At 38.9% G+C, this 24,090-nt stretch carries 23 protein-coding genes; 17 read left to right on the forward strand and 6 right to left on the reverse strand.

Translation table 11 applies throughout. The features are described 5' to 3' along the window. Nucleotides 1–107: 107 nt before the first annotated feature. Nucleotides 108–452, reverse strand: coding sequence for a hypothetical protein (locus tag OQ268_RS01115; RefSeq protein WP_265854215.1), 345 nt, complete (start codon nucleotides 450–452; stop codon nucleotides 108–110). Nucleotides 453–843: 391 nt separating this feature from the next. On the opposite strand from OQ268_RS01115, the gene OQ268_RS01120 reads away from it, so the two are divergent. The 4 genes from OQ268_RS01120 to OQ268_RS01135 all read left to right on the forward strand — a co-directional run bounded on the left by OQ268_RS01120 (nucleotide 844) and on the right by OQ268_RS01135 (nucleotide 5,322). Then, entirely contained in the window at nucleotides 844–2,385 is a 1,542-nt protein-coding gene (locus OQ268_RS01120) for an acyl-CoA carboxylase subunit beta (RefSeq protein ID WP_265854216.1), read from the forward strand. Nucleotides 2,386–2,463: 78 nt separating this feature from the next. Then, nucleotides 2,464–3,648, forward strand: a complete 1,185-nt coding sequence (locus tag OQ268_RS01125) for an MFS transporter (protein WP_265854217.1) — start codon at nucleotides 2,464–2,466, stop codon at nucleotides 3,646–3,648. A gap of 1 nt (nucleotide 3,649) precedes the next feature. Further along, entirely contained in the window at nucleotides 3,650–4,069 is a 420-nt protein-coding gene (locus OQ268_RS01130) for a GNAT family N-acetyltransferase (RefSeq protein ID WP_265854218.1), read from the forward strand. A gap of 137 nt (nucleotides 4,070–4,206) precedes the next feature. Further along, nucleotides 4,207–5,322, forward strand: coding sequence for a M42 family metallopeptidase (locus OQ268_RS01135; RefSeq protein WP_265854219.1), 1,116 nt, complete (start codon nucleotides 4,207–4,209; stop codon nucleotides 5,320–5,322). Nucleotides 5,323–5,407: 85 nt separating this feature from the next. On the opposite strand, the gene xth is transcribed toward OQ268_RS01135, so the two are convergent. Then, nucleotides 5,408–6,196, reverse strand: a complete 789-nt coding sequence (xth, locus tag OQ268_RS01140; protein WP_265854220.1) for an exodeoxyribonuclease III — start codon at nucleotides 6,194–6,196, stop codon at nucleotides 5,408–5,410. 120 nt (nucleotides 6,197–6,316) lie between these two features. Here xth and OQ268_RS01145 point away from each other — a divergent pair, with 120 nt between their 5' ends. The 4 genes from OQ268_RS01145 (at nucleotide 6,317) to OQ268_RS01160 (ending at nucleotide 8,570) form a co-directional block, all read left to right on the forward strand. Next, entirely contained in the window at nucleotides 6,317–6,784 is a 468-nt protein-coding gene (locus tag OQ268_RS01145; protein ID WP_265854221.1) for a hypothetical protein, read from the forward strand. Beyond that, entirely contained in the window at nucleotides 6,774–7,268 is a 495-nt protein-coding gene (locus OQ268_RS01150; protein ID WP_265854222.1) for a hypothetical protein, read from the forward strand. The genes OQ268_RS01145 and OQ268_RS01150 overlap by 11 nt, the downstream gene beginning before the upstream one ends. A gap of 58 nt (nucleotides 7,269–7,326) precedes the next feature. Then, nucleotides 7,327–7,899, forward strand: coding sequence for a DUF1543 domain-containing protein (locus tag OQ268_RS01155; RefSeq protein ID WP_265854223.1), 573 nt, complete (start codon nucleotides 7,327–7,329; stop codon nucleotides 7,897–7,899). Nucleotides 7,900–7,982: 83 nt separating this feature from the next. Then, nucleotides 7,983–8,570 carry a DUF4142 domain-containing protein gene (locus OQ268_RS01160; RefSeq protein ID WP_265854224.1) on the forward strand — a complete coding sequence of 196 codons (588 nt, stop codon included), beginning with the start codon at nucleotides 7,983–7,985 and terminating at the stop codon, nucleotides 8,568–8,570. 18 nt (nucleotides 8,571–8,588) lie between these two features. Here the strand turns inward: OQ268_RS01160 and OQ268_RS01165 are convergent, their stop codons facing one another. Next, on the reverse strand, nucleotides 8,589–10,325 hold the full coding sequence (locus OQ268_RS01165) for an FAD/NAD(P)-binding protein (RefSeq protein WP_265854225.1): 1,737 nt from the start codon (nucleotides 10,323–10,325) through the stop codon (nucleotides 8,589–8,591). A 102-nt stretch (nucleotides 10,326–10,427) separates the two neighbouring features. Next, entirely contained in the window at nucleotides 10,428–10,829 is a 402-nt protein-coding gene (locus OQ268_RS01170; protein ID WP_265854226.1) for a LytR/AlgR family response regulator transcription factor, read from the reverse strand. Between the two features lie 115 nt (nucleotides 10,830–10,944). Between OQ268_RS01170 and OQ268_RS01175 the strand changes: the two genes are divergently transcribed. Then, nucleotides 10,945–11,367, forward strand: a complete 423-nt coding sequence (locus tag OQ268_RS01175) for a DUF1810 domain-containing protein (RefSeq protein WP_265854227.1) — start codon at nucleotides 10,945–10,947, stop codon at nucleotides 11,365–11,367. 106 nt (nucleotides 11,368–11,473) lie between these two features. On the opposite strand, the gene OQ268_RS01180 is transcribed toward OQ268_RS01175, so the two are convergent. Further along, the gene (locus tag OQ268_RS01180; RefSeq protein ID WP_265854228.1) at nucleotides 11,474–13,969 is read right to left on the reverse strand and encodes a PAS domain S-box protein; all 2,496 of its coding nucleotides are present in this window, start codon (nucleotides 13,967–13,969) and stop codon (nucleotides 11,474–11,476) included. Between the two features lie 601 nt (nucleotides 13,970–14,570). Next, nucleotides 14,571–14,993, reverse strand: a complete 423-nt coding sequence (locus OQ268_RS01185) for a helix-turn-helix domain-containing protein (RefSeq protein WP_265854229.1) — start codon at nucleotides 14,991–14,993, stop codon at nucleotides 14,571–14,573. Nucleotides 14,994–15,283: 290 nt separating this feature from the next. Between OQ268_RS01185 and OQ268_RS01190 the strand changes: the two genes are divergently transcribed. The 8 genes from OQ268_RS01190 to OQ268_RS01225 all read left to right on the forward strand — a co-directional run bounded on the left by OQ268_RS01190 (nucleotide 15,284) and on the right by OQ268_RS01225 (nucleotide 23,978). After that, complete coding sequence (locus OQ268_RS01190; RefSeq protein ID WP_265854230.1) at nucleotides 15,284–15,706, forward strand: DUF1801 domain-containing protein; 423 nt, start codon at nucleotides 15,284–15,286, stop codon at nucleotides 15,704–15,706. 115 nt (nucleotides 15,707–15,821) lie between these two features. Next, entirely contained in the window at nucleotides 15,822–18,239 is a 2,418-nt protein-coding gene (locus tag OQ268_RS01195) for an alpha/beta hydrolase family protein (protein WP_265854231.1), read from the forward strand. Between the two features lie 158 nt (nucleotides 18,240–18,397). After that, on the forward strand, nucleotides 18,398–19,282 hold the full coding sequence (locus tag OQ268_RS01200; RefSeq protein WP_265854232.1) for a J domain-containing protein: 885 nt from the start codon (nucleotides 18,398–18,400) through the stop codon (nucleotides 19,280–19,282). A 5-nt stretch (nucleotides 19,283–19,287) separates the two neighbouring features. Next, entirely contained in the window at nucleotides 19,288–19,584 is a 297-nt protein-coding gene (locus OQ268_RS01205; protein ID WP_265854233.1) for a chaperone modulator CbpM, read from the forward strand. Between the two features lie 103 nt (nucleotides 19,585–19,687). After that, on the forward strand, nucleotides 19,688–21,259 hold the full coding sequence (locus OQ268_RS01210) for a helicase HerA-like domain-containing protein (protein ID WP_265854234.1): 1,572 nt from the start codon (nucleotides 19,688–19,690) through the stop codon (nucleotides 21,257–21,259). A gap of 54 nt (nucleotides 21,260–21,313) precedes the next feature. Further along, nucleotides 21,314–22,213, forward strand: coding sequence for a nucleotidyltransferase family protein (locus OQ268_RS01215; RefSeq protein ID WP_265854235.1), 900 nt, complete (start codon nucleotides 21,314–21,316; stop codon nucleotides 22,211–22,213). Then, nucleotides 22,204–23,277 (forward strand): phosphotransferase enzyme family protein, encoded by a 1,074-nt coding sequence (locus OQ268_RS01220; RefSeq protein ID WP_265854236.1) that lies wholly within the window; start codon nucleotides 22,204–22,206, stop codon nucleotides 23,275–23,277. The genes OQ268_RS01215 and OQ268_RS01220 overlap by 10 nt, the downstream gene beginning before the upstream one ends. 5 nt (nucleotides 23,278–23,282) lie before the next feature. Further along, nucleotides 23,283–23,978 carry a TMEM175 family protein gene (locus OQ268_RS01225; RefSeq protein ID WP_265854237.1) on the forward strand — a complete coding sequence of 232 codons (696 nt, stop codon included), beginning with the start codon at nucleotides 23,283–23,285 and terminating at the stop codon, nucleotides 23,976–23,978. Nucleotides 23,979–24,090 lie beyond the last annotated feature (112 nt).

The following is a 24,090-nucleotide window of genomic DNA, read 5'->3' on the forward strand; positions in this document are numbered from 1 at the left end:
AGGGCAACATAAATTCCTTAAATGGCGGCAAAAAAGCTATTGAAAAATCAATAACCTTTTTAAGCAGCGATAACTTGCTTAAGGAAAGGGCACCCTATTAAAAAATGCTAAATAAAATTCGGAGGTGGTGTTGGAACCGTAGGGTGGTATGGATCTACATATCGCCTAAAATGCTCAATAAAGCTGCTTTTAAGCACAAAATGATTCGAAGAAAATTCGTAAGCAAAAATAGGATGGTTCAGCTCTAATAGCTTAATATCTGTAAACTTCGTAGTGTCTTTAGCTGTATCTTTCCCGCCGTCATGCTCTAATTCAATTTGCATAATAACGGCGTTCATAATCTCCTTATCAATACTGGTGCAAAAAACCGGCGCACCAGAAATACCCATTTTCGCAACGAAAATAAGCATGAAAGATGCTACGATAACATATTTGTACCTTCTTAAAAACATTCTTAGTTCTAATGCTATTCTAATGTGACTTTACAAAAATAAACGGATAATTGGTTTTTCAACATCTAAATGCATAAATATTTTCGCTTTTCTAATTTCCAGACCGCTATATCTAAATCACGCAGCTATATTTTTTGAAAATGTACGGTCAGAAAATCTTCGGGAACTGTCGCCCTACCATTCACTTTATCTTTTTGGTTGCATCAACAATGCAGCTACTTGAGCCGAAAAGATGGTTAAATAGTTACGGAAACCAAAAAGGATATCGTTCCTGTTAGGTTTATTTAACCTGGGCATGTGGCTCTTGGGCCGTTACAAAATCTAAAGACTTGCTAACTTACGCTTGCTTTACCGCAAGTAATTTATAATTTTAAATCCTCATACCCTTACAATGGATAAGAAAATAGCAGTACTACAAGACAAAATAAACCAGGCACAACTTGGAGGCGGCCAGGCACGCATAGATAGCCAACATAAAAAAGGAAAATTAACCGCCAGAGAGCGTATTCATTTCTTGATGGACGAGGGCAGTTTTGAAGAGATTGGCATGTTGGTTACGCACCGGAGTACTGACTTTGGCATGGAACGCGAAAAGTACCTTGGCGACGGTGTAGTTACCGGGTACGGCACCATCAATGGCCGATTAACCTATGTATTCTCGCAAGATTTTACCGTCTTTGGTGGTTCTTTATCCGAAACCCACGCCGAAAAAATTTGCAAATTAATGGATATGGCCATGAAAAATGGCGCCCCATTAATAGGCTTAAATGATAGTGGTGGTGCCCGTATTCAGGAGGGTGTAGTTTCACTGGGTGGCTATGCCGATATCTTTTACAAAAATGTACAGGCATCGGGTGTAATTCCCCAGCTATCTGCCATTATGGGCCCATGTGCTGGTGGTGCTGTATATTCTCCTGCCATTACCGACTTTATTTTGATGGTAGAAAATACGTCTTATATGTTTGTAACCGGCCCTAACGTTGTTAAAACCGTTACACACGAAGAAGTAACATCAGAAGAATTAGGTGGTGCAAGCACACATGCTACCAAATCTGGGGTTACCCATTTTGCCTGCGCCAATGAAATTGAAGCCATCAACCAGCTAAAGAAACTGTTAACTTACATGCCGCAGAATTGCGAGGAAATGGCTAAACCACTACCTTACGAGCCTGGTGATGAAAGCAGACCTGCGTTAAATACTTTTATGCCAGAAAACGCAAGCCAACCTTACGACATTAGATCGGTAATTGCAGAAGTTACAGATGCCGACAGCTTCCTTGAAATTCATAAAGATTACGCAGAAAATATCGTAGTTGGTTTTGCACGCCTTGCCGGCAGAAGCATTGGTATTGTAGCCAACCAGCCGGCCTACCTGGCGGGAGTTCTAGATAGCAATTCATCTACCAAAGCGGCTCGTTTTGTACGTTTTTGCGATTGCTTTAATATTCCTTTGTTGGTTTTTGAAGATGTACCAGGTTTCTTGCCAGGCACCGATCAGGAGTGGAACGGTATCATTACCAATGGTGCAAAACTGCTTTACGCCTTTAGCGAAGCCACTGTTCCACGCATTACAGTAATTACCCGTAAGGCCTACGGTGGCGCTTACGATGTAATGAATAGCAAACACATTGGTGCCGACTTGAATTATGCATGGCCAAGTGCAGAGATCGCAGTAATGGGTGCTAAAGGTGCGGCAGAAATTATTTTCAAAAAGGAAATCACAGCAGCCGAGCAGCCAGAAGAAAAATGGTTGGAGAAAGAAAAGCTATATTCAGATATTTTCGCCAACCCATACCGGGCCGCAGAACGGGGCTTTGTAGATGAGGTGATTACACCATCGCAAACTCGTTTGAAGCTAATTAAAGCCTTTAAGATGTTAGAAAATAAAGTAGTAAACAGTCCCAGAAAAAAACACGGAAATATACCTTTATAACAACTATTATAACATAGTGGCTACCTAATGAAGCTGACTTTTCGGCTGTTTTAAACCTTCATTACCCTCAAAAACTCCATGCTTAAACGAATAGATATATTGCTAATGGCTTTTTGTACTGGCCTTATTGTAGCTAATATTTATTACTGTCAACCCTTAGTTATTCTCATCGCTAAAGATTTCAATTTAACAGAAACCTATGCTGGCAGAATTACTTACATCACTCAAATTGGATATGCCTTAGGCCTATTGCTATTGGTTCCCCTGGGCGATATGTTTGAACGCAAAAGTCAGATTTTGACTATTACGGGCATGTCTATCTTGGCTTTATTGGTTGCGGCACTCGCCAAATCCTTTCTATTGTTAGAAATTGCATCACTTCTTATTGGCGTGTGTTCTATTGTTCCACAACTTATATTGCCATTGGCGGCCAACCTTAGCACCGATCAAAATAGAGGTGCAAACATCGGTATGATTATGAGCGGACTGTTAGTTGGCATTTTGGCCTCACGGGCCGTGAGTGGGAGTATCGGCTTTTGGCTGGGCTGGCGAGCTGTATACTACATTGCTGCAACAATTTGTTTGCTTTTAATTGGGCTCATGGCTCGACGTTTTCCCAAGAGCTACCCAAGTTTTAAAGGAAACTACAAACAGCTTATGGGCTCAATGTTTTTATACATTAAAACGCAACCTGCATTAAGAGAAACTTCCATTATTAATTTTTTAGCTTTTGCCATCATCAGTGCTTTCTGGACAACCATGGTATTGTTTTTAGCAAATCCGCCATTCAATTTTCAAACCTTACAAATTGGTTTGTTTGGCATTGCAGGCGCCGCCGGCGCATTAGCTGCGCCTTTGGTAGGCAAGTTAAGCGATGGAGATAATCCCCGGAAAAACCTAATGATTGGTTTCCTCCTGCAAATCGTTAGCATAGCTTTATTTTATTTCACAAAATCACACTTGTACTTATTTGTTGTAGGCATTATCCTTATTGATATCGGACAACAAGCGATCCATGTAACCAACCAAACCCGGATATATACCCTGGTACCCGAGGCCCGAAATCGGCTAAATACCATTTTCATGTCGGTGAGCTTTGTAGGCGCCAGCTGTGGCTCGGCTTTAGGATTGTGGCTTTGGGGGATGGGCGGATGGGCCTTGTTTTGCTATGGTATGCTAACAATCATCGCCCTAAATATTGCAATCTATTTTTTCTATGGGCGAAAAAGTACTCACGTAACTTCTAATAGTAACACAATATAATATGGCTTTAGTTCAGATCGAACAGATGTTTCCATCATTAACCTGGCGCATTAGGCACGAGGTAATGTATCCGGAATTATCACTAGATGCCGTGAAACTGCCAGAGGATTTCGATGGTGTACACTTCGGGTTGTACGTTGACCATAAATTAACCGGCGTAGTTTCACTATTTAATGAAGGCAGTATTTATCAGTTCAGAAAACTTGCCATCCTTAAAGATGATCAGAAAAAAGGTTACGGTAAGCTATTGATGGATTATTTACTAGATTTTTGTAAAATTCAAAACGCGAGTAAGCTATGGTGCAACGCTAGGGTAAATGCTAAAGAATTTTATTCTAAATTTGGATTCATTGAAACCGATAAAACCTTTTCTAAAGATGGGTACGATTTTGTGGTAATGGAGTTAGCATTTAGCAAATAAACTCAGAAACTGAAACCGGTTGGCAATAAAATTTGGTTTTGCTAAACCCTTTCTCAAATCAATAAGAAAAATTAATTTAGTTAGCAGATGTAGCCGGTTAATTTGGCCGCATCGAAAACCTAACAAAGCACATCAATATGGCTAAGAAAAAAGAAGAAGAAAAAAAGACACATGTTCCTGTAGTAACAAAAAAATCGTTACAGTTTTTAGAAGCATATATCAACAACCCCGCTCCTACTGGCTACGAGTGGGAGGGTCAAAAAATTTGGTTAAATTATTTGAAACCTTATATCGACGAGCATTTTGTAGATAATTATGGTACAGCTGTAGGCGTAATAAATCCGAAAGCACCATTTAAAGTTGTTATTGAAGCACATGCTGATGAAATATCCTGGTATGTTAATTATATCACAAATGATGGTTTGATCTATGTTATTCGCAACGGCGGATCAGATCACCAAATTGCGCCATCAAAGCGGGTAAATATTCATACCGAAAAAGGGATGGTAAAAGCGGTATTTGGTTGGCCTGCTATCCATACCCGCCACGGCGAAAAGGAGCAGGCGCCAGAACTTAAAAACATCTTTTTAGATTGTGGCTGTACTTCAAAAGAAGAAGTAGAGAAATTAGGAATTCATGTGGGTTGCGTAATTACCTACGAAGACGAATTTATGGTGTTAAATGACCGCTACTACGTTGGCAGAGCTTTAGATAACCGTGTTGGTGGATTTATGATTGCCGAAGTTGCCAGGTTACTAAAAGAAAATAAGAAGAAACTCCCTTTTGGCTTATACATCGTGAACTCTGTACAGGAAGAAATTGGCTTGCGTGGTGCAGAAATGATTGCACAGCGCATTAAACCGAATGTAGCCATTGTTACTGATGTAACGCATGATACAACGACGCCAATGATTAATAAAAATACCCAGGGCGATCTTTCAGCAGGAAAAGGTCCTGTGGTTTCTTATGCTCCGGCAGTACAAACAAACCTAAATAAATTGCTCATCGCAACTGCGGAAAAAAATGGAATCCCTTTTCAGCGCCAGGCATCATCTCGCTCTACGGGAACTGACACCGATGCATTTGCCTATTCGAACGGCGGTGTGCCATCTGCCTTAATTTCGCTTCCGCTGCGCTACATGCATACCACGGTAGAAATGGTTCATAAAGAAGATGTAGATAATGTAATTAGTTTAATCTACAATAGCTTACTAAACATTAAAAACGGACAAGACTTTAGGGCTTTCTCATAGAATAATCGCTTACAATTAAGGCTTAGGGCATGTGCCCCAAGCCTTAATTGTTTAGATACTATATTAAACGCACCTTAGTACGCGTCTATTCGCCAGATGCTTCGTCGCTAAGGGTAATCCATACTGGTGCATGGTCGCTAGATTTTTCCCAACCACGAACATGCTTGTCTACTCCAGCCTTTTCCAGGCGACTTTCCAACTGCGGACTGAGTAAAAAGTGATCAATCCTTAATCCGGCATCCCTTCCGTAAGCATTTCTAAAATAATCCCAAAAGGTATAAATGGTTTCTGTTGGATACAGCTTTCGAATGGCATCTGTCCATCCTAAATTTACCAGGTCTTTAAATGCCTCCCGAACTTCAGGCCTGAAAAGTGCATCTGTAACCCAACGTTCTGGTTTATAAACATCTTTTTCAGTCGGCATTACATTGAAATCACCAGTTAACACTACAGGCAAATTAAATGTTAATAGCTTCTCTGCATGACTAGTCAAACGCTTAAACCAATCCATTTTATAATCAAATTTTGGTCCGGGCGATGGGTTTCCATTAGGCAGGTACAAACATGCAACAACCACATTATTGATTAAAGCCTCTATGTATCGGCTATGCAGGTCCTCATCATCTCCTGGCAAACCTCTTCTTAGCTCTTTAATTTCATAACCACGAGCCAGAATAGCCACACCATTCCAACTTTTCTGGCCTTGCCAAATCGCATTGTATCCTGCATCCCTAATTGCTTGTAAGGGAAATTTCTCTTGCGGGGCTTTCAGTTCTTGTAAACAGACCACATCTGGCTTGGTTTCCGCCAGCCAGCGTAATAAAACAGGCAGTCTGCCGTTTACACCATTTACGTTATAGGTTGCAATTTTCATTTTACAATATTCTTAAGACAGTAACTCATGTGGAAAATACATAAACAAATGATATATTTATAATGTAAATCCAATTATTGGCCTTACCTTGCAGTTTTACAGATGCATCCCCGATAATTAATGTCAAACGCTATTTTAAACGTCCCGAAAACAGCGCCTAAAGATATTCGTATTTTATATGATAAATATGCGAGTATGCTTCTAGGGTTTATAAGCGGAGTAATTCAGGATCCGAAAAAAACTGAAGAACAATTGGTAAAAATATTAACATCGTTTGTATTGATAACACAATCAAATTCTGAAAACATTACAAGCACCTGGTTGCAATTGAGGCAGCATGCGCTAAGTCATCTTGAGCAACTTGACTTAGCTTCAGGGTATATCGGGGAAGAAAATATCAGTTCATCTGTGGGCAAGGGAGACGATCAGAATTATTTATCTGCTGAGGAGAAGTTAATTTTCCATTCGGTTTATCACCAGAGAAAATCGATATCCTATTTAGCAAACATACTAGGTAAGGAAGAGCACCAAATACGTATTCAATTAAAATCATCAATAGATAAAATGAGGAGGGCAAATGGAAATTAACAAGTTAATAGAAAGTGGCCTGATGGAAACCTATGTGATGGGGATTGCCACCGAAGACGAAGTTGAACAAGTTCTGATGTTGAAAAAGCAGCATCCGGAATTTGCACATCAATTAGCCAAACTGGAATACGATATGGAAGTGATGGCCCACAGCATGGCTATTGAGCCACCTCCTGGGATATTAGCTAAAATCGAAAATGAAATAAATGAAATTCGTTTACGCGAACAACATATAGAAGAATTTATCCAAAAAGACTACACCACCCATAACGACTATAAAAAGCAGGAACGCTTTATCGAGGTAGAATCAGAATCAAACCAAATGCGCATTCATAAATCTTGGCGTTTGGTTTTTGCCGCGGTATTCATCCTTGGAAAAATATTTCTGGGCTTTGCCCTTTATTTTTATCTAGAAAACAGACAGGCGCAAGAACAAATAAAAGATCTAAAAATCGAGCTTAAACACAATAAATTCCCTCGCTAACAAATTAGATATTTTTTAAACCATAATTGCGGTAATGGGTTATTAATAAAAAATTATAATGGGCGAAGAAACGAACAAACTTAAATTATATATGCTTTTATTGGGCTCAAAAGCCCCCAAGAGAAATGTAGAGCAGCACGATTATTTTTTCGGCATAGGTACATCACTTAAGGATCTGGTGCCAGAAATTAAGTCCTTTTGGCCAGAAGCCGGGGCAAGTATCCACATAGATGGTTGGCGTGAAGTAAATTGCGTGGAAGGTTTCAAGATAGAAGTAATTTCTAGAACGGCAGAGGTGCAAGCCAATAACCACAAGCTTTTTTTTACCAACTTAGGCGGTTACCAGGCCGGAAAGCTGGCAGAACAGCATTATATTGTTTTAAGTGTAAAAGATGATCGGGCTACAGCCATACAAGATGCTAAGAAGACTGTTTTCTTTAAAACAAATTCTATAAAAGGTGCTAATTCGCACATCGATGAGAAATATGGGATAGATATTGATGACATCTATCGGGTAGAAGAGATTTTGAGCCCGGTTTATAAAGATCAATACCGGATTCATATCTCCCCAACAGAGGAAATGGTAGAAGACGAAATTAGACTCGGCTACTTTAAATTGGATAAATTATAGTACATCTGCCCTACCGAGGTTTAAAGCCAGGCAAACTATTCGTTGCGATTCATGTTGTTATAGGTATATCAAAAACCGATAATATGAAAAAGTTAATTTATGCAATGGTATTTGCAACATCTGCAATGGCCATCCAGGCCTGTAATAGTGGCGGTAAAGACGCCAAAGAAACTGCAGACAGTTTGAACATGAGCAAGGATACTACCATGAATGCAGCCGCAACAGGTGGTATAGCCGTTGACGATGCAGATTCTAAATTTGCTACTACCGCGGCAGTAAATGGCATGGCCGAAGTTGAAATGAGCAAACTTGCGCTTCAGAAAAGCACAAATGCCCAGGTAAAAGAATTTGCTACAATGATGGTTACAGACCATGGCAATGCAAATGCAGAGCTCACTGAAATTGCAAAAATGAAAAACATCACTTTGCCAACCACAGTTGATGAAGATCATCAAAAAAAGTATGATGACTTAAGCAAAAAAACCGGCGCTGATTTTGACAAAGATTATGTTAGTGCGATGATGGATGGCCATAAAGCTACCCTTAAGCTAATGGAAGATGAAGCTAAAGATGCTAAGGATGCAGATTTAAAAGCGTTTGCAAGCAAGACCGCTCCAGTGGTACAGGGCCACCTGACCATGATTAACAAGATTAATGACAGTATGAAATAAAACTAAAAAATCCCGAAATTAATTTTCGGGATTTTTTTTGCCTTTAAGGCTGTATAACACCTCAAGCGATGCAGCTTCGCAAAAATCAATGCCAGAGTAATCTGGATTATAACCGCCAATATAAGGCACTGCCATCATATAAATCCGCTCGTTAGCTTTCCCTTTGTTACTGATTACCTGAAAGGAATCGTTAATTGTTATGCCAGGCACCCGTAAAAAGTATGTTCCCCGGCCATTTCTCTCCACTAATTCGTTCCCATTTTCCATTTGTTGTCTACCTGCTTTGTTCGATTTAAATTTCAGTTTAGCAGGGCTAACTGTACCTTCTTTTACCAGAGTTTGAAATGGAAAATCATCGAAAGATAAGTGTGGTTGACCAACGCAGTTTACAAAAGCTTTATACTTTTCTGAGACCTTTTCTCCAGCATCTGTAGTGTAATGATATTTTATTCCACCTGTTGGTAGGTTCTCTACGTAACTATCTTCGCCTACTGCGTTAATCTCCAGGATTCCGGCATCATGAAGTGCCATTAAATCTTTACAAGAACTCTGAGGAACGAAAGCGATAACAATTGAGATCAGTGGCATTAATACTTTTTGCAAGCGTTGCATGTCTTCAGCACTCAAGTATTTAGCCGGATAATTCATAGTAAAACTCAGTACCGCCAACGCCTCTTTCCAATAAATAGATTCTCGCTTTGCGATCGATTTTTCAGCCTCTTCATACTCTTTTTTAAACAAGCCAAATGGAGGTAAATTCTCACGATAAGACATCATTGCATCTACAAACTCCTCGAGCGTATAGTCTTTTATCTTGTGGTAAAATGCCGTATCTTTTTCCTTAAATTGATCTTTAAAATTTTTCTCAAACACATAATCTAAAGAAATAAATCCTTCGTTCTTATTGGTATTTCTCAACATCTGTGCCCGGGTTAAGGTAGTATCTTTACCGAGGTGAGAGTCTTCCAAATGGAATCTAATAGCAGGTAATAATCCATTTCTGGAGTGCATTACAATCTTAAATTTGCTGCTATTTTCGTTTAAAACAAATTTGTATTTTCCATCGTTCTGGTGAATAAATTCTCCGTTATTTCTAGCCAGCGTTCTAATGGCATCTATAGCCGTTAATGACGATCCCATTAGGGCTACCGGATAGTTAAATCGTTTTGCTATTTTTTTCGGCGGATATGGTGAATCGAAATAATTAGGAATTTTGCCCTCATGCTTTTTAGGCCAGGAATGGCCAACGCAAACAATTACCTTATCAAAAAAAATTACTTCTTGTTCGCCTACCTTAACACCAACTTTTTTCTTCCGCTTATCATCTATAAGATCGGTAACAGTTGTGTTTAAATGGATTTTGGTGGTTATTCCTTTTCCTGTAGCGGCATCATTTAACAATTTAAATTGCGCAGAGAGATATTCGCCAAAAAACAGACGAGGTAAAACTTTATACTCGTTAAAAGAATCGATACTGATATTGAACCGTTCCAGTATTTCTTTTGGCGCAATTTTAATCCATTCTTCAATGGAACTGAAAATGATTGGTATTTCATTATCAGACACATTTGTAATGTGCTCTTCGCTGGCACCATCTGTACTGTAAGGCATTCCAGAACCCAGAAAATCTTTCTTTTCAAAAATCTCGATTTCGAGAGGATGCAGATCAGACTCTACAAATCTTTTATACATAAAGAGGCCAGCAGGGCCCCCTCCAAGAATCGCTATCCGTTGTAACTTATGCTGTTCGCTCATTTAACTGAATTAAATAGTAGGAAAGATGCACCCAAAGCGTACACTATCCCAAATCATTTAAACACAATCAAAAAAAGTCGAAATTGTTTTGCAAACTTTGATCTAAAGTAAATTGAACCTTTTCTGCTCTCTAACTAAGATTTCAGCTACTACATCACGTAATTTTTCAAATGATACTGGCTTTGTCAAAAAACGATCTCCATGCACACTAAAAGCATCGATCGCATACTCGCTGTGCGAACTTACGAATACTAGAAACCTTACTTTGTCTCTTAGCACCCGTGCTACGTCTAAGCCGGAAATATTCATCCTGATATCAAGAAATAGAAAATCGATATCATCATGCTCAGAAATTTCAAGTAATCCCGAAAGCGGATCTGAAAAGGTTTTGTATACGGTTAGGTTTCCGATGTTTTCGATATGTTTACAAAGTATGTTTATACTTAAGGGGTCATCGTCTATTACCACACATTTGCAAGGTAAATTTTTGTTTAAAGCATCCATTCCGTATTGATTAGTCAAACCATAAGCCAAGATAGCATTAAGAGCGTACCTTCAAACCTGCATTAAGATAAAGAAAAACTTGCAAACCATCGCAAATGGCATCTGTTAATTATTTATGATCTATAACCTGGAAAGATTTATCATTGCGCAAGAGAAAAATTACGATGCGGCATTATCAGAACTAACAGCCGGAAAGAAGCAGAGCCATTGGATGTGGTATATATTTCCCCAACTTGAGGGATTGGGGCGTAGCGAAACTGCACAATATTATGGCATCAAAGATATTTCCGAAGCACAGGGATACCTCAGTCACCCAATACTAGGATCAAGATTAATTAGCGTGTCGAAAGCAGTTTTAGAACACAATGATAAAACCGCCAAGGATATTTTTGGCTTTCCAGATTATTTAAAGCTTCATTCATCAATGACACTTTTTGCTTCCCTGGCTACTTCCGATGTCGTGTTTAATCAGGTACTAAAAAAATATTTTGATGGCAAAAAAGATTTGAATACAACAAGATTGTTAACAAAACAATAGCCAGATCAAACCAAGATGATATACTTTTGTTTAACAAATAATTCATTCATGTTTGAGCGCATGTTTGGGTTTAGATATAGGGGTAGGCTTTTGTCTACCCCTTTTTTTACTCAATAGGAAGTGAGAAGTAGAAAGTGGAGCCCTGCCCCCCTTCGCTTTCTACCCAAATTTTACCATTATGACGCTCAATTATTTCGGCACTTAAATATAAGCCAATACCAAAGCCCGAAATGGTGTGGTTACTTTGAACCCTGTAGTACCTTTCGAAAAGCTTTTTGGCATCATCCATAGAAATACCAATTCCTTCATCTTTAACACTTACTATTACTTCTCTATCAACAACCTGGCAGTTTATGGCTATGCTAGTGCCATTTGGCGAATATTTATGCGCATTGCTCAGCAAGTTTGATATCACATTTCCTATTTTATCACGGTCGGCATTAACAGTAACATCACATGCCAAGCCTAGAACTATTTTGTGTGTAGAAGGCGAAATGAAAGTTTCATCTACCGTTTCCCTAAGCAAATTGTCTAAACGAAAGCTTGTTCTATCAATGAGGAGCTTTCCAGATTCCAATCGGGAGACGTTTAAGAAACCATTTATCATGGTTGTCATTTTCTTAATTTGGATGTGTGTTTTATCTAATGCAGATTCTGAATAATGATCTTCACCAAGCCTGGCTTTTCGTTGTAAAACCTGAACAAATCCATTTATGGCTGTTAGCGGAGTTTTTAATTCATGGCTTACCATGCCAATAAAATCATTCTTTCTCAGTTCATCAAGTTTACGCTCGGTAATGTCCATAAACATACCCGAAAATTCTTCAATGTATCCTGATTGATTTAAGAAGACCTTTCCGGTGGTTCTTACCCATTTTTCTTCACCGGTTAGAATATTATTTATTACAAATTCTAAGTCACTTGCCGTTCGGTACGTAATTGCATTGTGATAGGCGTTGTACAAAATTTGGTGGTATACTGGCTGAACCGCCTTCATAACCTCCTTTACAGAAACTTTTCCAGGTGTAGCTATCCCCAAAAAGTCTTTAACGAAGTTAGATAGCGAAAGATCTAAGGAATGTGGCTCAATACTCCAGGTACCCATTTTCCCTGTTTCTATTGCCTGAAACAGTTTTTCCTCGCTATCAGATAATTTTTTAATGTATTGTACTAAATCGTTGTGTGTTTGAGCAAGCTCTTCGTTAGTGGCCGCCAGTTCCTCATTGGTAGCTGCAAGTTCTTCGTTTGCTGCAGCCATCTCTTCATTAACGTTTTGTAACTCTTCCTGGTAGAGTTTTCTTTCCGTAATATCTGGTCCGATGGTTGCAATGGCACTCACCTCGCTTGATAACTCATCCAATATTGAAAAGCAATTCCAGTTAATCCAAAAAGGCTTCTCTGTTTTTTCATTCCAAAACCTTATTTCATATCTGAATATACCGTATTCTGCCAAATTCGATAGTGCAACTTTTGCAAAGTCTCGATCTGGAGGGTAAACGCAATCTATCAGAAACCGATTTTCAACAGAATTCCAGCCGAGTTTTTTTAGCGCTACCGGATTAGCATAAACCATCTGCTGATCTAGGTTGGCCAGTGATATGAATTCTGAGCTCGCATCTACCAAAGCACTTAAACTTTGTTTTTCCAGCTCAATAATTTTGCGTTCTGTAATATCTACACCTGCCGAAATATAACCGGCAAAGCTGCCATCGGCATTTAAGCGAGGAGGTCCGTTTACCAAGATCCACCTGTACTCTCCACCTTTAGATAGCAACCTAAATTCTGCGCTAAAATGTGCCTTTTTTTCAAGTGCCGAAAAATAAACGTCAACATAATTTTGTTTATCGTCTGGATGGATCAAATCAATCCAGCCAGATTTCAGAAAATCCTGAATCGATCTTCCTGTAAGCGCAACCCAGGGTTTGTTAAAATAAAGTGCATTTCCAAATTCATCGCTAACAGAGATCAGAATATCTGTGGCTTCGGCCATGGTTTGAAAACGCTTCTCGCTCTCAGAAAGCTCATTTACTCTGGCACGCACTCGATCTTCTAATTCGTAGTTAAGTGCACTAAGGCGCTCTTGAGTGTGCTGTAATTCGTCATTGGTGGCAGATAGTTCTTCATTGGTTGCTGCTAATTCTTCATTTAATGCTTGCTCTCGATTTAAGGCAGCTTCTTTTTCAGCAGCCCGTTGGATAGCCTTGGTTTTTAGCACCCTTTCGGTTACATCAAGTGCGGTATGAAGAATACAGATTACTTTACCATCATTATTTTTAACTGCCCGGTACTCAAAATCGAAATAGAATGTTTTGATTTGACCATCTATTTCCAAGTCTGCGGGGGTGTCTTCGCCAGCAATTATGAGTCCTTCATTCCAAACACGCTTAAACATTTCTATAAAAGGCTGGCCTTTAAGTTCGGGCAATGCATCTTGGAGCGATTTGCCAATAACGCTTCGGTCTTTACCCCAAATTCTGAGCATTGCATCGTTCGCTTCTTGTATAATTGCGTCTTCTGTAACGTGTATGGCAGTGGCAGTATAAGTGAGGTTGTATACCTCGAGCAGCTCTTCGTTAGTTAATAGATATGGCGGACGACTCATTCGACAAAATAGGATGACAGGTGAAAATATGCTTTAAAAAAATAAATCAAATTTAACTTATGCTTACTTTCTCATTTCGAGAACTAAGTACGTTTGTTGAAATGCAAAGATTGCATTATGTTTTACAAAACCAACAACATTAATAAATGTTTGCTCAGTGCTTTTTTATTAACATTATTAACAGAATGTGTAAAATTATTTCGCGTAAGCAAACCAACATTTATTTAAATTGTTAGCATTAAAACATCCAGCAAAAAAAGTCCTGTGAGCGGGTAATCCGCGGAGGGCAGGCACACCATACAGGCCTCACCTGAAAAAAGATAGCCACCTATTTTTGTAGGTGGCTATTCATTTTGCTTCACGCTAAGCGTATTATTTGAAAGCGGATTAATGTAGATAAAACCAAGTGGATAATATCTGCGTTTCGTTTGTTAGAACTATACCAAAATTTCTCTGTAAATATCTACTCCAGTTAGATAGGGATGTTTGCATTAATGTTTAGGATGTATGCGCCGGTAAAGACAGGCGCATGAAACTTTTTAGCAATGATCAACTGGTAAGAATATTTTTACAACGATCTAGATTTCATCAGTAAAAGATGCTATTGAAACATAAAACTTTCTGTTCGTCTGTTTCTTAAAGGCAACGTTTTGTGCTGATGCTCTGTGTGGGCTTGCTGCTCTTCAACGCTCAATAAATCATTATACTTCTCAAGCAGATGAATGTACTTATTCATCCAGAAATAAACTGATGTTGAATCGTTGGATTGTTTGCCGGCAGCGGCGACGAGGTTTTCGGTTTCGGAATTCCCTTTCGGAAAAACATCGGGAAATGATACAGAAAGATCTTGGCCAAGTAAATTTCCAATCTGCCAAATTACTTCATGACTTAGCCTGTCTTGGCCAAACCAGTTGTAAATTGTTCTTCTGCTCACATTCAGTTTCCTTGAAAGTTCGCTAATTCCCATGCGATCTCGGCGCACTATGCGCTCTAAAATCTCACCGTGTTTTGTTTGTGTTGTCATCGAGATAATTAATTTTTAAAATGTAAAAATTAAATTAAATCAATATCGGGGACGATTGACAATACGAATCTATAAAAAATCGTATAGACTTGTATAAAGTATGCGCATTATTTGACTTGGATCAATATTTTGCGTGCTTTTTTGTAAAAATACTAGTTAATATGCGGAAAACACCTTTTCTAAAAACGTATATTTACGCATACAAACCTCAGAATATCTGATTGCTGAAAAGATTAATTTAACTATTGACCATAACTTTACTTTAATCAATCTACTCAACCTTAAAACAAATGGCACAGAATAAAACAACTGAAAATAACCTAAGTGTAAGCAACTTTCTAAATAAGGTTTCTGACGAGCAGAAGCGAGCAGACGCATTTGCACTTTGCTTGATAATGGAAGAAGCCCTTAGCTTTCCTCCCAAGATGTGGGGAGATGCAATAGTTGGCTTTGGGAGTTACCACTATGTATACGAGAGTGGCCGCGAAGGCGATGCTCCATTAGCAGGCTTTTCGCCCAGAAAGGATGCAATAGCGATATATCTTTCATCGCAGTTTAAAGATCGGGAAGAGCTGCTGCAGGTTTTTGGAAAACATAAAAGTGGAAAGGCATGTATCTATATTAAAAAATTAAGCGATGTTGATGGAGATATTCTGAAGAAAATGGTTTTCAATTCTGCCGAGGCGATTCAGCAAAGATATCCCCAATTGTAGAAAGGATTTCCTTTATATCGCTTTACAAACTCAAATATGTAAGAAAGAAGTTACCCTGTGTGCTTTTAATTTTTGCAATATTTGAATCATTCATCATCAAATAAACTAACTTAACATGATAAAGAAATTTTACCTCTATTTATTAATGGCAGGGAGTTGTGCATCTTTACCAGTTGCCGCTCAAGATGCCATTAGCTATCAATCTCCACCTAAAGAAATTGCCGATTTATTACTGGCCAAACCTACTCCTGCAGTAAGTATTGATGGTAAAGCAGAGTGGATCTTATTTAGCGAGCGTAATTCTTATCCATCAGTAGAAGAGTTAGCCATGCCTGAGTATCGTATTGCAGGTTTAAGGTTAAATCCAAATAATTATTCGCCAAGCAGGCAGAATTACATCAATAACTTCAGCTTAAAGAACATTAAAACCAATGTTACCAGCCAGGTGCTTGGTTTACCATCGCCATTATATGCAGGCAATATGGTTTGGAATCCTGCTGAAACCAAAATTGCTTTCACAAATACGACTCAAAAAGGTGTTGACTTATACATCATAGATATTGCAACTAAAAAAGCGATGAAAGTAAACAAGGAATACCTGAATGTGGTATTAGGAAGTGGCTTAATGTGGCTTAATAACAATTCTTTAATTTATAGAACAGTAACAAAGCCAGCGAGTGCAGCACCAGCCAAGCCTTTAATGCCGAAAGGACCTACCATACAACAAAATCTAGGTAAAGCCGCACCAAGCGCAACTTACCAGGATTTGATTAAATCACCTTTTGATGAGCAGCTGTTTGAATTTTTTGCAACTGCTCAATTGGTAAAAAATACTGGCGGAATAGAAACACCTATCGGTAAACCGGCCATTTATGCAAGGGTAAATCTATCACCAGATAAAAATTACCTTATGGTAGAAACCATCCGCAAACCTTTTTCTTACCTGGTATCCGCCTTCGGTTTTCCTTCAACTGTCTCTATTACAGACCTGACCGGAAAAACTATAAAAGTTATTGCAACCTTACCATCATCAGAAGGTACTCCTTCTGGATACGATAACACGCAGAATGTACCACGGGGTTTCGACTGGAGAGATGATGAGCCGGCAACAATTGTTTGGGCAAAACCATTAGATAGCGGTCTTATTAAAAAGAACGTACCATATCACGATGCAGTGTATGCGCTAAGCGCACCATTTAGCGGTACCGAAAAAGAACTCTTGAAAACGCAAACACGTTATCGTGGTATACAATGGGGTGATGCCAACTTAGCCTTAGTTATGGAAGGTTTAAGAAGCAAGCAAACCAGTAAGGTAAGTAGATACAATCCAACTACGGGCGCTATAGAAGAACTTTACAGCCGCAATCAAACCGATGCCTATGGAAATCCTGGATCGCCGGTAACGGTAAAAAACAAATTCGGTCGGCAGGTGATAAAAACCGTTGATAATGGCACCAAATTATTAATGAATAACCAGGTAGGGTCTTCTGACAAGGGCGATTTGCCATTTTTAGCCAAATTTGATCTCGGCACAAAAAAGAATGAAATTATTTGGCGCTGCAATGAAGGTACTTTTGAGTATGTTAATGATGTAATTGATGCCGATAAGTTAGTCCTCTTAACGCGTAAAGAGAGCCAAAAAATGGTACCGAATTACTTCATCAAAAATTTGATGTTAAGAATTGCCGACCAGCCAATAACTAACTTCAGCAATCCATATCCATCTTTAGAGGGTATTAGCAAAGAGAAAATTTCTTACAAACGTGCCGATGGCGTAGATTTAACAGGCGACTTATATTTGCCGAAGGGATATGACAAGGCAAAAGATGGACCCTTGCCTACCCTAATTTGGGCCTATCCAAGGGAGTTTAATTCCGCTGCGGATGCCGCACAAATTCGTGGATCGAAAGATAAGTTTACTACTATCAGTTGGGGTTCGCCAATTTATTGGGTTACCCGTGGCTATGCAATTTTGGATAATGCAGAAATGCCGATTGTTGCTAAAGATGGGAAAAAACCAAACGATACATTTATTGAACAGCTGAAATTAAATGCTGAGGCAGCCATCAATAAATTGTCTGATTTAGGTGTTGGCGATAAAAAACGCATGGCAGTTGGCGGGCACAGCTACGGAGCCTTCATGACAGCTAATCTGTTGGCTCACACCGATTTATTTGCCGCCGGAATTGCCCGCAGTGGAGCCTACAATAGAACATTAACACCATTTGGTTTCCAAAACGAAGAAAGAACCTATTGGCAAGCACCACAGCTCTACTACGAGATGAGTCCATTTAGCTATGCTGATAAAATTAAGACTCCATTATTGCTAATTCATGGCGATTCTGATGATAATCCAGGTACTTTCCCGATCAATAGTGAACGTTTATTTAACGCTATTAAGGGCGCAGGGGGAACCACTCGATTTGTTTTCCTGCCATACGAAGCGCATGGCTACCGGGGTAAAGAGAATATACTTCATACCTTATGGGAAGAAGACCAATGGTTGGAAAAATATGTGAAGCAGAAAAAATAATACCAATGCAAATGCCCCGAGATTCGGGGCATTTTTCGTAGAGCTGGTGTTCCTCGTAAAGTTGGTATAAAAACGGTTGGAATTATTAGCCTTTAGGTTTCAAGCTCAATTTTACTATTAAATGCCGAACATTCGTTTTAAATAATTGTTATCAGCTTATGGACTACATAGACTACTATAAAATCCTGGATTTAAAGAAAGATGCTTCGATAGATGACATCAAGAAGGCTTACCGCAAGCTGGCCAGAAAACACCATCCAGACTTAAATCCAAACAATGAAGAATCGAATAAAAAATTTCAACAGATTAACGAAGCCAACGAGGTACTGAGCGACCCGGAAAAGCGGAAGAAATACGATAAGTACGGTAAAGACTGGCAACATGCCGATCAGCTAGATGCGCAAGAACAACAAAGGCGGCAATATCAATCGCAGGGGAATGGCTACGGTGGAAGTTTTTCCGGTGGCGATGATTTTTCGGATTTTTTCTCATCAATGTTTGGCGGAGGCGGAGGACGGAGCAGTCGAAAGTCGCCTTTTAAAGGGCAGGATTACAGTGCCGAATTGCAACTTAACTTAACAGATGCATACAATACCCATAAGCAAACGCTAACCGTAAATGGTAAGCAAGTGCGGATAAATATACCTGCGGGTGTAGAAAATGGACAGAAAATAAAGCTTGCTGGCTATGGTGCACCAGGAATGAATAACGGTCAGCCTGGCGATTTATACATACAATTTAACATTGCCGAACACCCTAAATTTAAGAGGAAAGGAAACGACATCTTTATCCAGGAAGAGATAGACCTTTATACCGCTGTACTTGGAGGCGAGAAAATTATCGAAACCCTGAGCGGTAAGGTTAAAATAAAAATACCCGAGGGTACGCAGCCAGATGCCAGTTTGCGATTAAAGGGTAAGGGTTTTCCGGTATATAAAAAAGCCGATCAATTTGGCGATCTATATATCAACTGGCGGGTTAAATTACCAACCAATCTCAATGCCGAGCAAAAAGAATTATTTCTACAACTTTCTCAAAGCTAAGCCATATGAAAAAGAATTTAATACCCGCAGATGAGATTTGTATTCATCATCATATCGAGTTGAATTTTATTCGTTCTCTTGAAGATTTTGGTCTGATTAGTACAGTCGTTAAAGAGAAAAGCATCTTTTTAACGCTCGATGAAATTTTGAAGCTGGAAAAATTTGTTCGATTAACACAAGATTTAGATATTAACCTGGAGGGTTTGCATGCGGTTTCGCATTTGTTAAGGCAAATGGAAATAATGCAACTTGAAATTGCCAATCTAAAAAAGGAAATAAGCCATTATAAACATTTTAATTAGCAATTAAACGCGGGATTGTGCAAAAAATTGCACTAAGAATTCATGTAACGTACACACCTACTTTAAGATTAGTTTATTAAATTGTGCGTTCAAACCAACAAATATGAGCGATTCTTCTACTTCATTCATCCAAAAAATAAAATCATCCTATGCGCCAACAGGCTCGTACATTTATTTAGGTGCTGGCATTTTAGACGGACAAGTTTACAGCGATGCCGAGGTAAATTTATCTCTCAAAATGGTAAATAGGCATGGTTTAATTGCTGGAGCAACCGGTACAGGAAAAACAAGAACGCTACAGCTGCTTGCCGAACAACTTTCAGATGCGGGCGTGCCGGTTTTTATGCTTGATGTTAAAGGCGATTTGTCGGGGTTAAATCAGCCTGGTGCAGTAAACCCAAAAATTGAGGAGCGGGCACAACAATTAAATAAACCATTTTCGCCTTCTGGCTTTCCACTAGAGATTTATTCATTATCAGGAAAGTTGGGTGCCCAAATGCGGGCCACGGTTCTCGAATTCGGGCCAACGCTTTTATCGAAAGTTTTAGATTTAAACGACACCCAGGCAGGTGTAATGGCTGTTATATTTAAATATGCTGATGATAACAAAATGCCAATTATCGATTTAAATGATTTGAAGAAATTGGTATCTTATTTATCTGAAGGCGCTGGAGCAGCTGAAATTAAAGCCAGTTACGGCAGCATTTCTACAGCCACATCCGGAACCATTTTGCGCAAAATTGTTGCAATAGAACAACAAGGATTAGGCGGAATGTTTGGCGAAAAATCCTTCGATATCGAGGATTTATTTAGTCGTGTAGATGGAAAAGGCGTAATTAGTCTACTAAACATTGCCGATGTGCAAAATCAGCCAGTACTATACTCTACGTTTTTGCTAAGCTTGCTAGCAGAATTGTTTAATACAATGCCGGAGGTAGGCGATTTGGATAAACCAAAGCTGGTATTCTTTTTCGATGAAGCTCATTTATTATTTAAAAACTCATCTAAAGCTTTTCTAGAGCAGATTGAAACCATTATCAGGCTAATTAGATCAAAGGGGATTGGTGTATTTTTCTGTACGCAATCGCCTACAGATGTTCCAGAAAGTGTGTTGGGGCAACTTGGAAATAGAATGCAGCATGCGCTAAGGGCATTTACACCTAACGATGTTGATGCTTTAAGAAAAACGGTAAATACCTACCCTAAATCTGACTTTTACAAAATAGATACGGTACTTACCTCCTTAGGAACCGGCCAGGCATTGGTTACGGTGTTAAACGAAAAAGGTATTCCTACTGAAGTTTCTGCAACCATGCTTACCCCGCCAAGGGCAATAATGGGTCCGCTTAATGCGGCAGACTTCGACAAAACGATTCATGCCAGCACCATGTATGGAAAATATAAAGACGCCATTGATCCGGAAAGTGCTTACGAGATCTTAACCATGAGAATTAACGAGCAAACTGCGGCAATTGAGCAAGAAAAACAACAGCTGGAGACACAAAAACAGCAAGCACAGGAAAATAAGCCTAAGCCTGGAGAGAAAACCCTTATCGAACAAGTTATGGGTGCAACCATCACCCGCCAGATTGGAAAAGAAATTGTACGGGGAATTTTTGGCATGCTTACTGGTAAGAAAACCAGATCGAAGACAGGTGGCCTCTTCGGCTTTTAACCATTAAAAATTTAATCAATACTCTATTAACAAGCAAATTATTAATTTCGCAATATGAAACCTACCCTATTAATATTAGCAGCTGGAATGGCTAGCCGCTATGGAAGCATGAAACAGATTGATGGATTCGGTCCAAACGGAGAAACCATTATAGATTACTCAATTTTCGACGCCATAAACGCTGGCTTCGGCAAAGTTGTATTCATCATCAAAGAAGAATTTTTAGATAACTTTAAAGGTATTTTCGACCCAAAATTAGCCGGCAAGATTGAGGTTGACTATGTTTTTCAAAATTTCGATCTTAAACAGTTTGGTATCGAAGAGGAGATTTACAGAGAAAAACCGTGGGGAACGGCACATGCTATCTTATCAGCAAGAAATCTAATTAAGGAACCATTTTGTGTAATTAATGCAGATGATTACTATGGTTTCGATGCATTTAAAAAGATGGCTGATTTCCTTAACACTGAAGTTAGTGATAGTAATTTCTCTATCATAGGCTACGAAATCGGTAAAACGCTTTCAGAATTTGGTGCAGTTTCTAGAGGTGTATGCAAGGTAGACGCGGCCGGTAATTTAGAAGAAATTGTGGAGCGCACAAAAGTATATCCAAAAGATGGTAAAATCTTCTATGAAGAAGATGGCGAGGAATTCCCACTGGATTTTCAAACACCAGTTTCAATGAACTTTTGGGGCTTTACCCCTGCTGTTTTTAAAATTACCGAAGAATTATTTAAAGAGTTTGCCATGGCCAATAAAGATAAGCCAAAGGCAGAATTTTTTATTCCACTAATTGGCGAAAGCTTGGTAAGAGAAAATAAGGCAACATTTCAGGTGGTACCAACATCCAATAAATGGTTTGGTGTAACTTATAAAGAAGATAAACCATATGTACAAGACTCTATTGATGAGTTGATAAAGAACGGTACTTATCCAACCAAACTATGGGATTAAATTTCGATTACGAAGTTTTAAAAGCATATGGATATCATCCAGATATTCACATTTCACAGATAGGTTCGGGTTTAATTAACCGGACCTTTTTGCTTTCTCAGCCAGCTAAGCCTAGCGCACACATCTTACAACAGATTAATACCGATGTTTTTAAGAACCCTGAAGCGATAGCGAAGAACATAAAGGCAATCGGTAATTTTCTCTCCCTTAAATACCCTGATTATCTATTTATAAAACCCATTAACACCGTAGACGGAAGCGACATGGCGATTGTTAATGGTGCCTATTGGCGTGTGTTGCCTTTTATTCCTGATACGACTTCTTTAGATGTGCTTACTGAGCCAAAGCAAGCTTACGAGGCTGCAAAGCAGTTTGGTAAGTTAAGCAGGTTGCTAGATGGATTTCCCGTAGAAGAATTAACGCCAACTATACCACATTTTCACGATTTGAATCTCCGTTTCGATCAATTTACGCAGGCATTTTACAAAACAACTGACGCATTGAAGGATCTTGCCGCAGCGGAAATTGGTCTCGCCTTCGCTAATCGCCCCATTTTGGATTATTATAATACCAGGGCGCAGAGCGCTGCATTTCCTGATAGGGTAATGCATCATGATACGAAAATCAGCAATGTGCTCTTACATCATGATGGTTTTGAAGGGGTTTGCGTAATTGATCTAGACACGATTATGCCTGGCAAATTCATTTCTGATCTGGGCGATATGATGCGGACTTATCTCTGTGCCTGTAATGAAAACGAGACAGATTTAAAGAAGATCAAAATCCGGCTTCCTTATTTTGAGGCTACAATGAAAGGTTATTTATCTGAAATGAAAAATATATTGACCGAAACCGAAAAGGAGCTTATTTTATTTTCGGGTAAGTATATGATTTATATGCAAGCACTGAGATTTTTGACTGACTACCTGAATGGCGACATTTACTACCCAATAAAATATGAATCTCAAAATTTGGATAGGGCGAAAAATCAATTTAAATTACTTCACGAATTATTCTACAGTGAGCAATCGCTACAGGAAATTATTGACCGAAACCTAACTTAAATTGTATGTCAGAACACCAAGATCTAAAAAAAGAATTTCAAATAGAACGGATGATTCTGTTTACCGACGCAGTGTTCGCTATCGCCATTACGTTGTTAATTATTGAAATTAAAGCTCCTGAAATTCACCATGGCATGACGAATACCGAGATGCTTGCACAACTTTTAGCACTTACACCGAAGTTTATAGGCTTCATCATCAGTTTTTTTGTGATTGCCATTTACTGGCGGTCGCACCACAGAATGTTCTCGTTTATTAAAGATTATGATGATAGACTAATCTGGCTGAACTTCATTTTTTTGTTCTCAATTATCTTGATGCCTTTCAGCTCTGCTTATTATAGCGACAATACGCCTTTTGCGCTACCCTTTTGGTTTTATTCATTAAATATTGCCTTTACTGGATTAATAAACTATGCCGTCTTAAGCTATATAATTAAGCATCGGGGAAGAATTTCCAATGGCTTTAATGATGTGAAAGTGCGCCAATTGGCGAGGTGGAGGACATTAATTGTTCCGGCAATATTTCTATTTGGTGCAATAATGGATTATATTTTACCTAAAAACCATGGTATAAACATGTTAAGTCGTTTTACGCCAATGTTAATTTGGCCAGCCATTACTATTTTAAATAAATTTTTTGGTAGGGTGCATGATTTGGAATACCATCCCCAAACAACTCGAACGAGAAATAAGAAATAGCGCATATTAAACTTTGATCAAGTAAAAATCACAACAAGATTGCTTCGTGCCTCGCAATGACGGAAGCACGTAAAAACGAAGTTTAACCTTAAAGAAGAAAATACGTAAGAAG

Origin of the sequence: Pedobacter sandarakinus, from assembly GCF_026240095.1 — a bacterium.
GTDB lineage: Bacteria > Bacteroidota > Bacteroidia > Sphingobacteriales > Sphingobacteriaceae > Pedobacter > Pedobacter sandarakinus.

What these genes read in the sequence shown, in the direction of transcription:
- OQ268_RS01115 (WP_265854215.1), bottom strand. Translation starts at nt 452, where the DNA reads ATGTTTTTAAGAAGGTACAAATATGTTATCGTAGCATCTTTCATGCTT.
- OQ268_RS01120 (WP_265854216.1), top strand. Translation starts at nt 844, where the DNA reads ATGGATAAGAAAATAGCAGTACTACAAGACAAAATAAACCAGGCACAA.
- OQ268_RS01125 (WP_265854217.1), top strand. Translation starts at nt 2,464, where the DNA reads ATGCTTAAACGAATAGATATATTGCTAATGGCTTTTTGTACTGGCCTT.
- OQ268_RS01130 (WP_265854218.1), top strand. Translation starts at nt 3,650, where the DNA reads ATGGCTTTAGTTCAGATCGAACAGATGTTTCCATCATTAACCTGGCGC.
- OQ268_RS01135 (WP_265854219.1), top strand. Translation starts at nt 4,207, where the DNA reads ATGGCTAAGAAAAAAGAAGAAGAAAAAAAGACACATGTTCCTGTAGTA.
- xth (WP_265854220.1), bottom strand. Translation starts at nt 6,196, where the DNA reads ATGAAAATTGCAACCTATAACGTAAATGGTGTAAACGGCAGACTGCCT.
- OQ268_RS01145 (WP_265854221.1), top strand. Translation starts at nt 6,317, where the DNA reads ATGTCAAACGCTATTTTAAACGTCCCGAAAACAGCGCCTAAAGATATT.
- OQ268_RS01150 (WP_265854222.1), top strand. Translation starts at nt 6,774, where the DNA reads ATGGAAATTAACAAGTTAATAGAAAGTGGCCTGATGGAAACCTATGTG.
- OQ268_RS01155 (WP_265854223.1), top strand. Translation starts at nt 7,327, where the DNA reads ATGGGCGAAGAAACGAACAAACTTAAATTATATATGCTTTTATTGGGC.
- OQ268_RS01160 (WP_265854224.1), top strand. Translation starts at nt 7,983, where the DNA reads ATGAAAAAGTTAATTTATGCAATGGTATTTGCAACATCTGCAATGGCC.
- OQ268_RS01165 (WP_265854225.1), bottom strand. Translation starts at nt 10,325, where the DNA reads ATGAGCGAACAGCATAAGTTACAACGGATAGCGATTCTTGGAGGGGGC.
- OQ268_RS01170 (WP_265854226.1), bottom strand. Translation starts at nt 10,829, where the DNA reads ATGGATGCTTTAAACAAAAATTTACCTTGCAAATGTGTGGTAATAGAC.
- OQ268_RS01175 (WP_265854227.1), top strand. Translation starts at nt 10,945, where the DNA reads ATGATCTATAACCTGGAAAGATTTATCATTGCGCAAGAGAAAAATTAC.
- OQ268_RS01180 (WP_265854228.1), bottom strand. Translation starts at nt 13,969, where the DNA reads ATGAGTCGTCCGCCATATCTATTAACTAACGAAGAGCTGCTCGAGGTA.
- OQ268_RS01185 (WP_265854229.1), bottom strand. Translation starts at nt 14,993, where the DNA reads ATGACAACACAAACAAAACACGGTGAGATTTTAGAGCGCATAGTGCGC.
- OQ268_RS01190 (WP_265854230.1), top strand. Translation starts at nt 15,284, where the DNA reads ATGGCACAGAATAAAACAACTGAAAATAACCTAAGTGTAAGCAACTTT.
- OQ268_RS01195 (WP_265854231.1), top strand. Translation starts at nt 15,822, where the DNA reads ATGATAAAGAAATTTTACCTCTATTTATTAATGGCAGGGAGTTGTGCA.
- OQ268_RS01200 (WP_265854232.1), top strand. Translation starts at nt 18,398, where the DNA reads ATGGACTACATAGACTACTATAAAATCCTGGATTTAAAGAAAGATGCT.
- OQ268_RS01205 (WP_265854233.1), top strand. Translation starts at nt 19,288, where the DNA reads ATGAAAAAGAATTTAATACCCGCAGATGAGATTTGTATTCATCATCAT.
- OQ268_RS01210 (WP_265854234.1), top strand. Translation starts at nt 19,688, where the DNA reads ATGAGCGATTCTTCTACTTCATTCATCCAAAAAATAAAATCATCCTAT.
- OQ268_RS01215 (WP_265854235.1), top strand. Translation starts at nt 21,314, where the DNA reads ATGAAACCTACCCTATTAATATTAGCAGCTGGAATGGCTAGCCGCTAT.
- OQ268_RS01220 (WP_265854236.1), top strand. Translation starts at nt 22,204, where the DNA reads ATGGGATTAAATTTCGATTACGAAGTTTTAAAAGCATATGGATATCAT.
- OQ268_RS01225 (WP_265854237.1), top strand. Translation starts at nt 23,283, where the DNA reads ATGTCAGAACACCAAGATCTAAAAAAAGAATTTCAAATAGAACGGATG.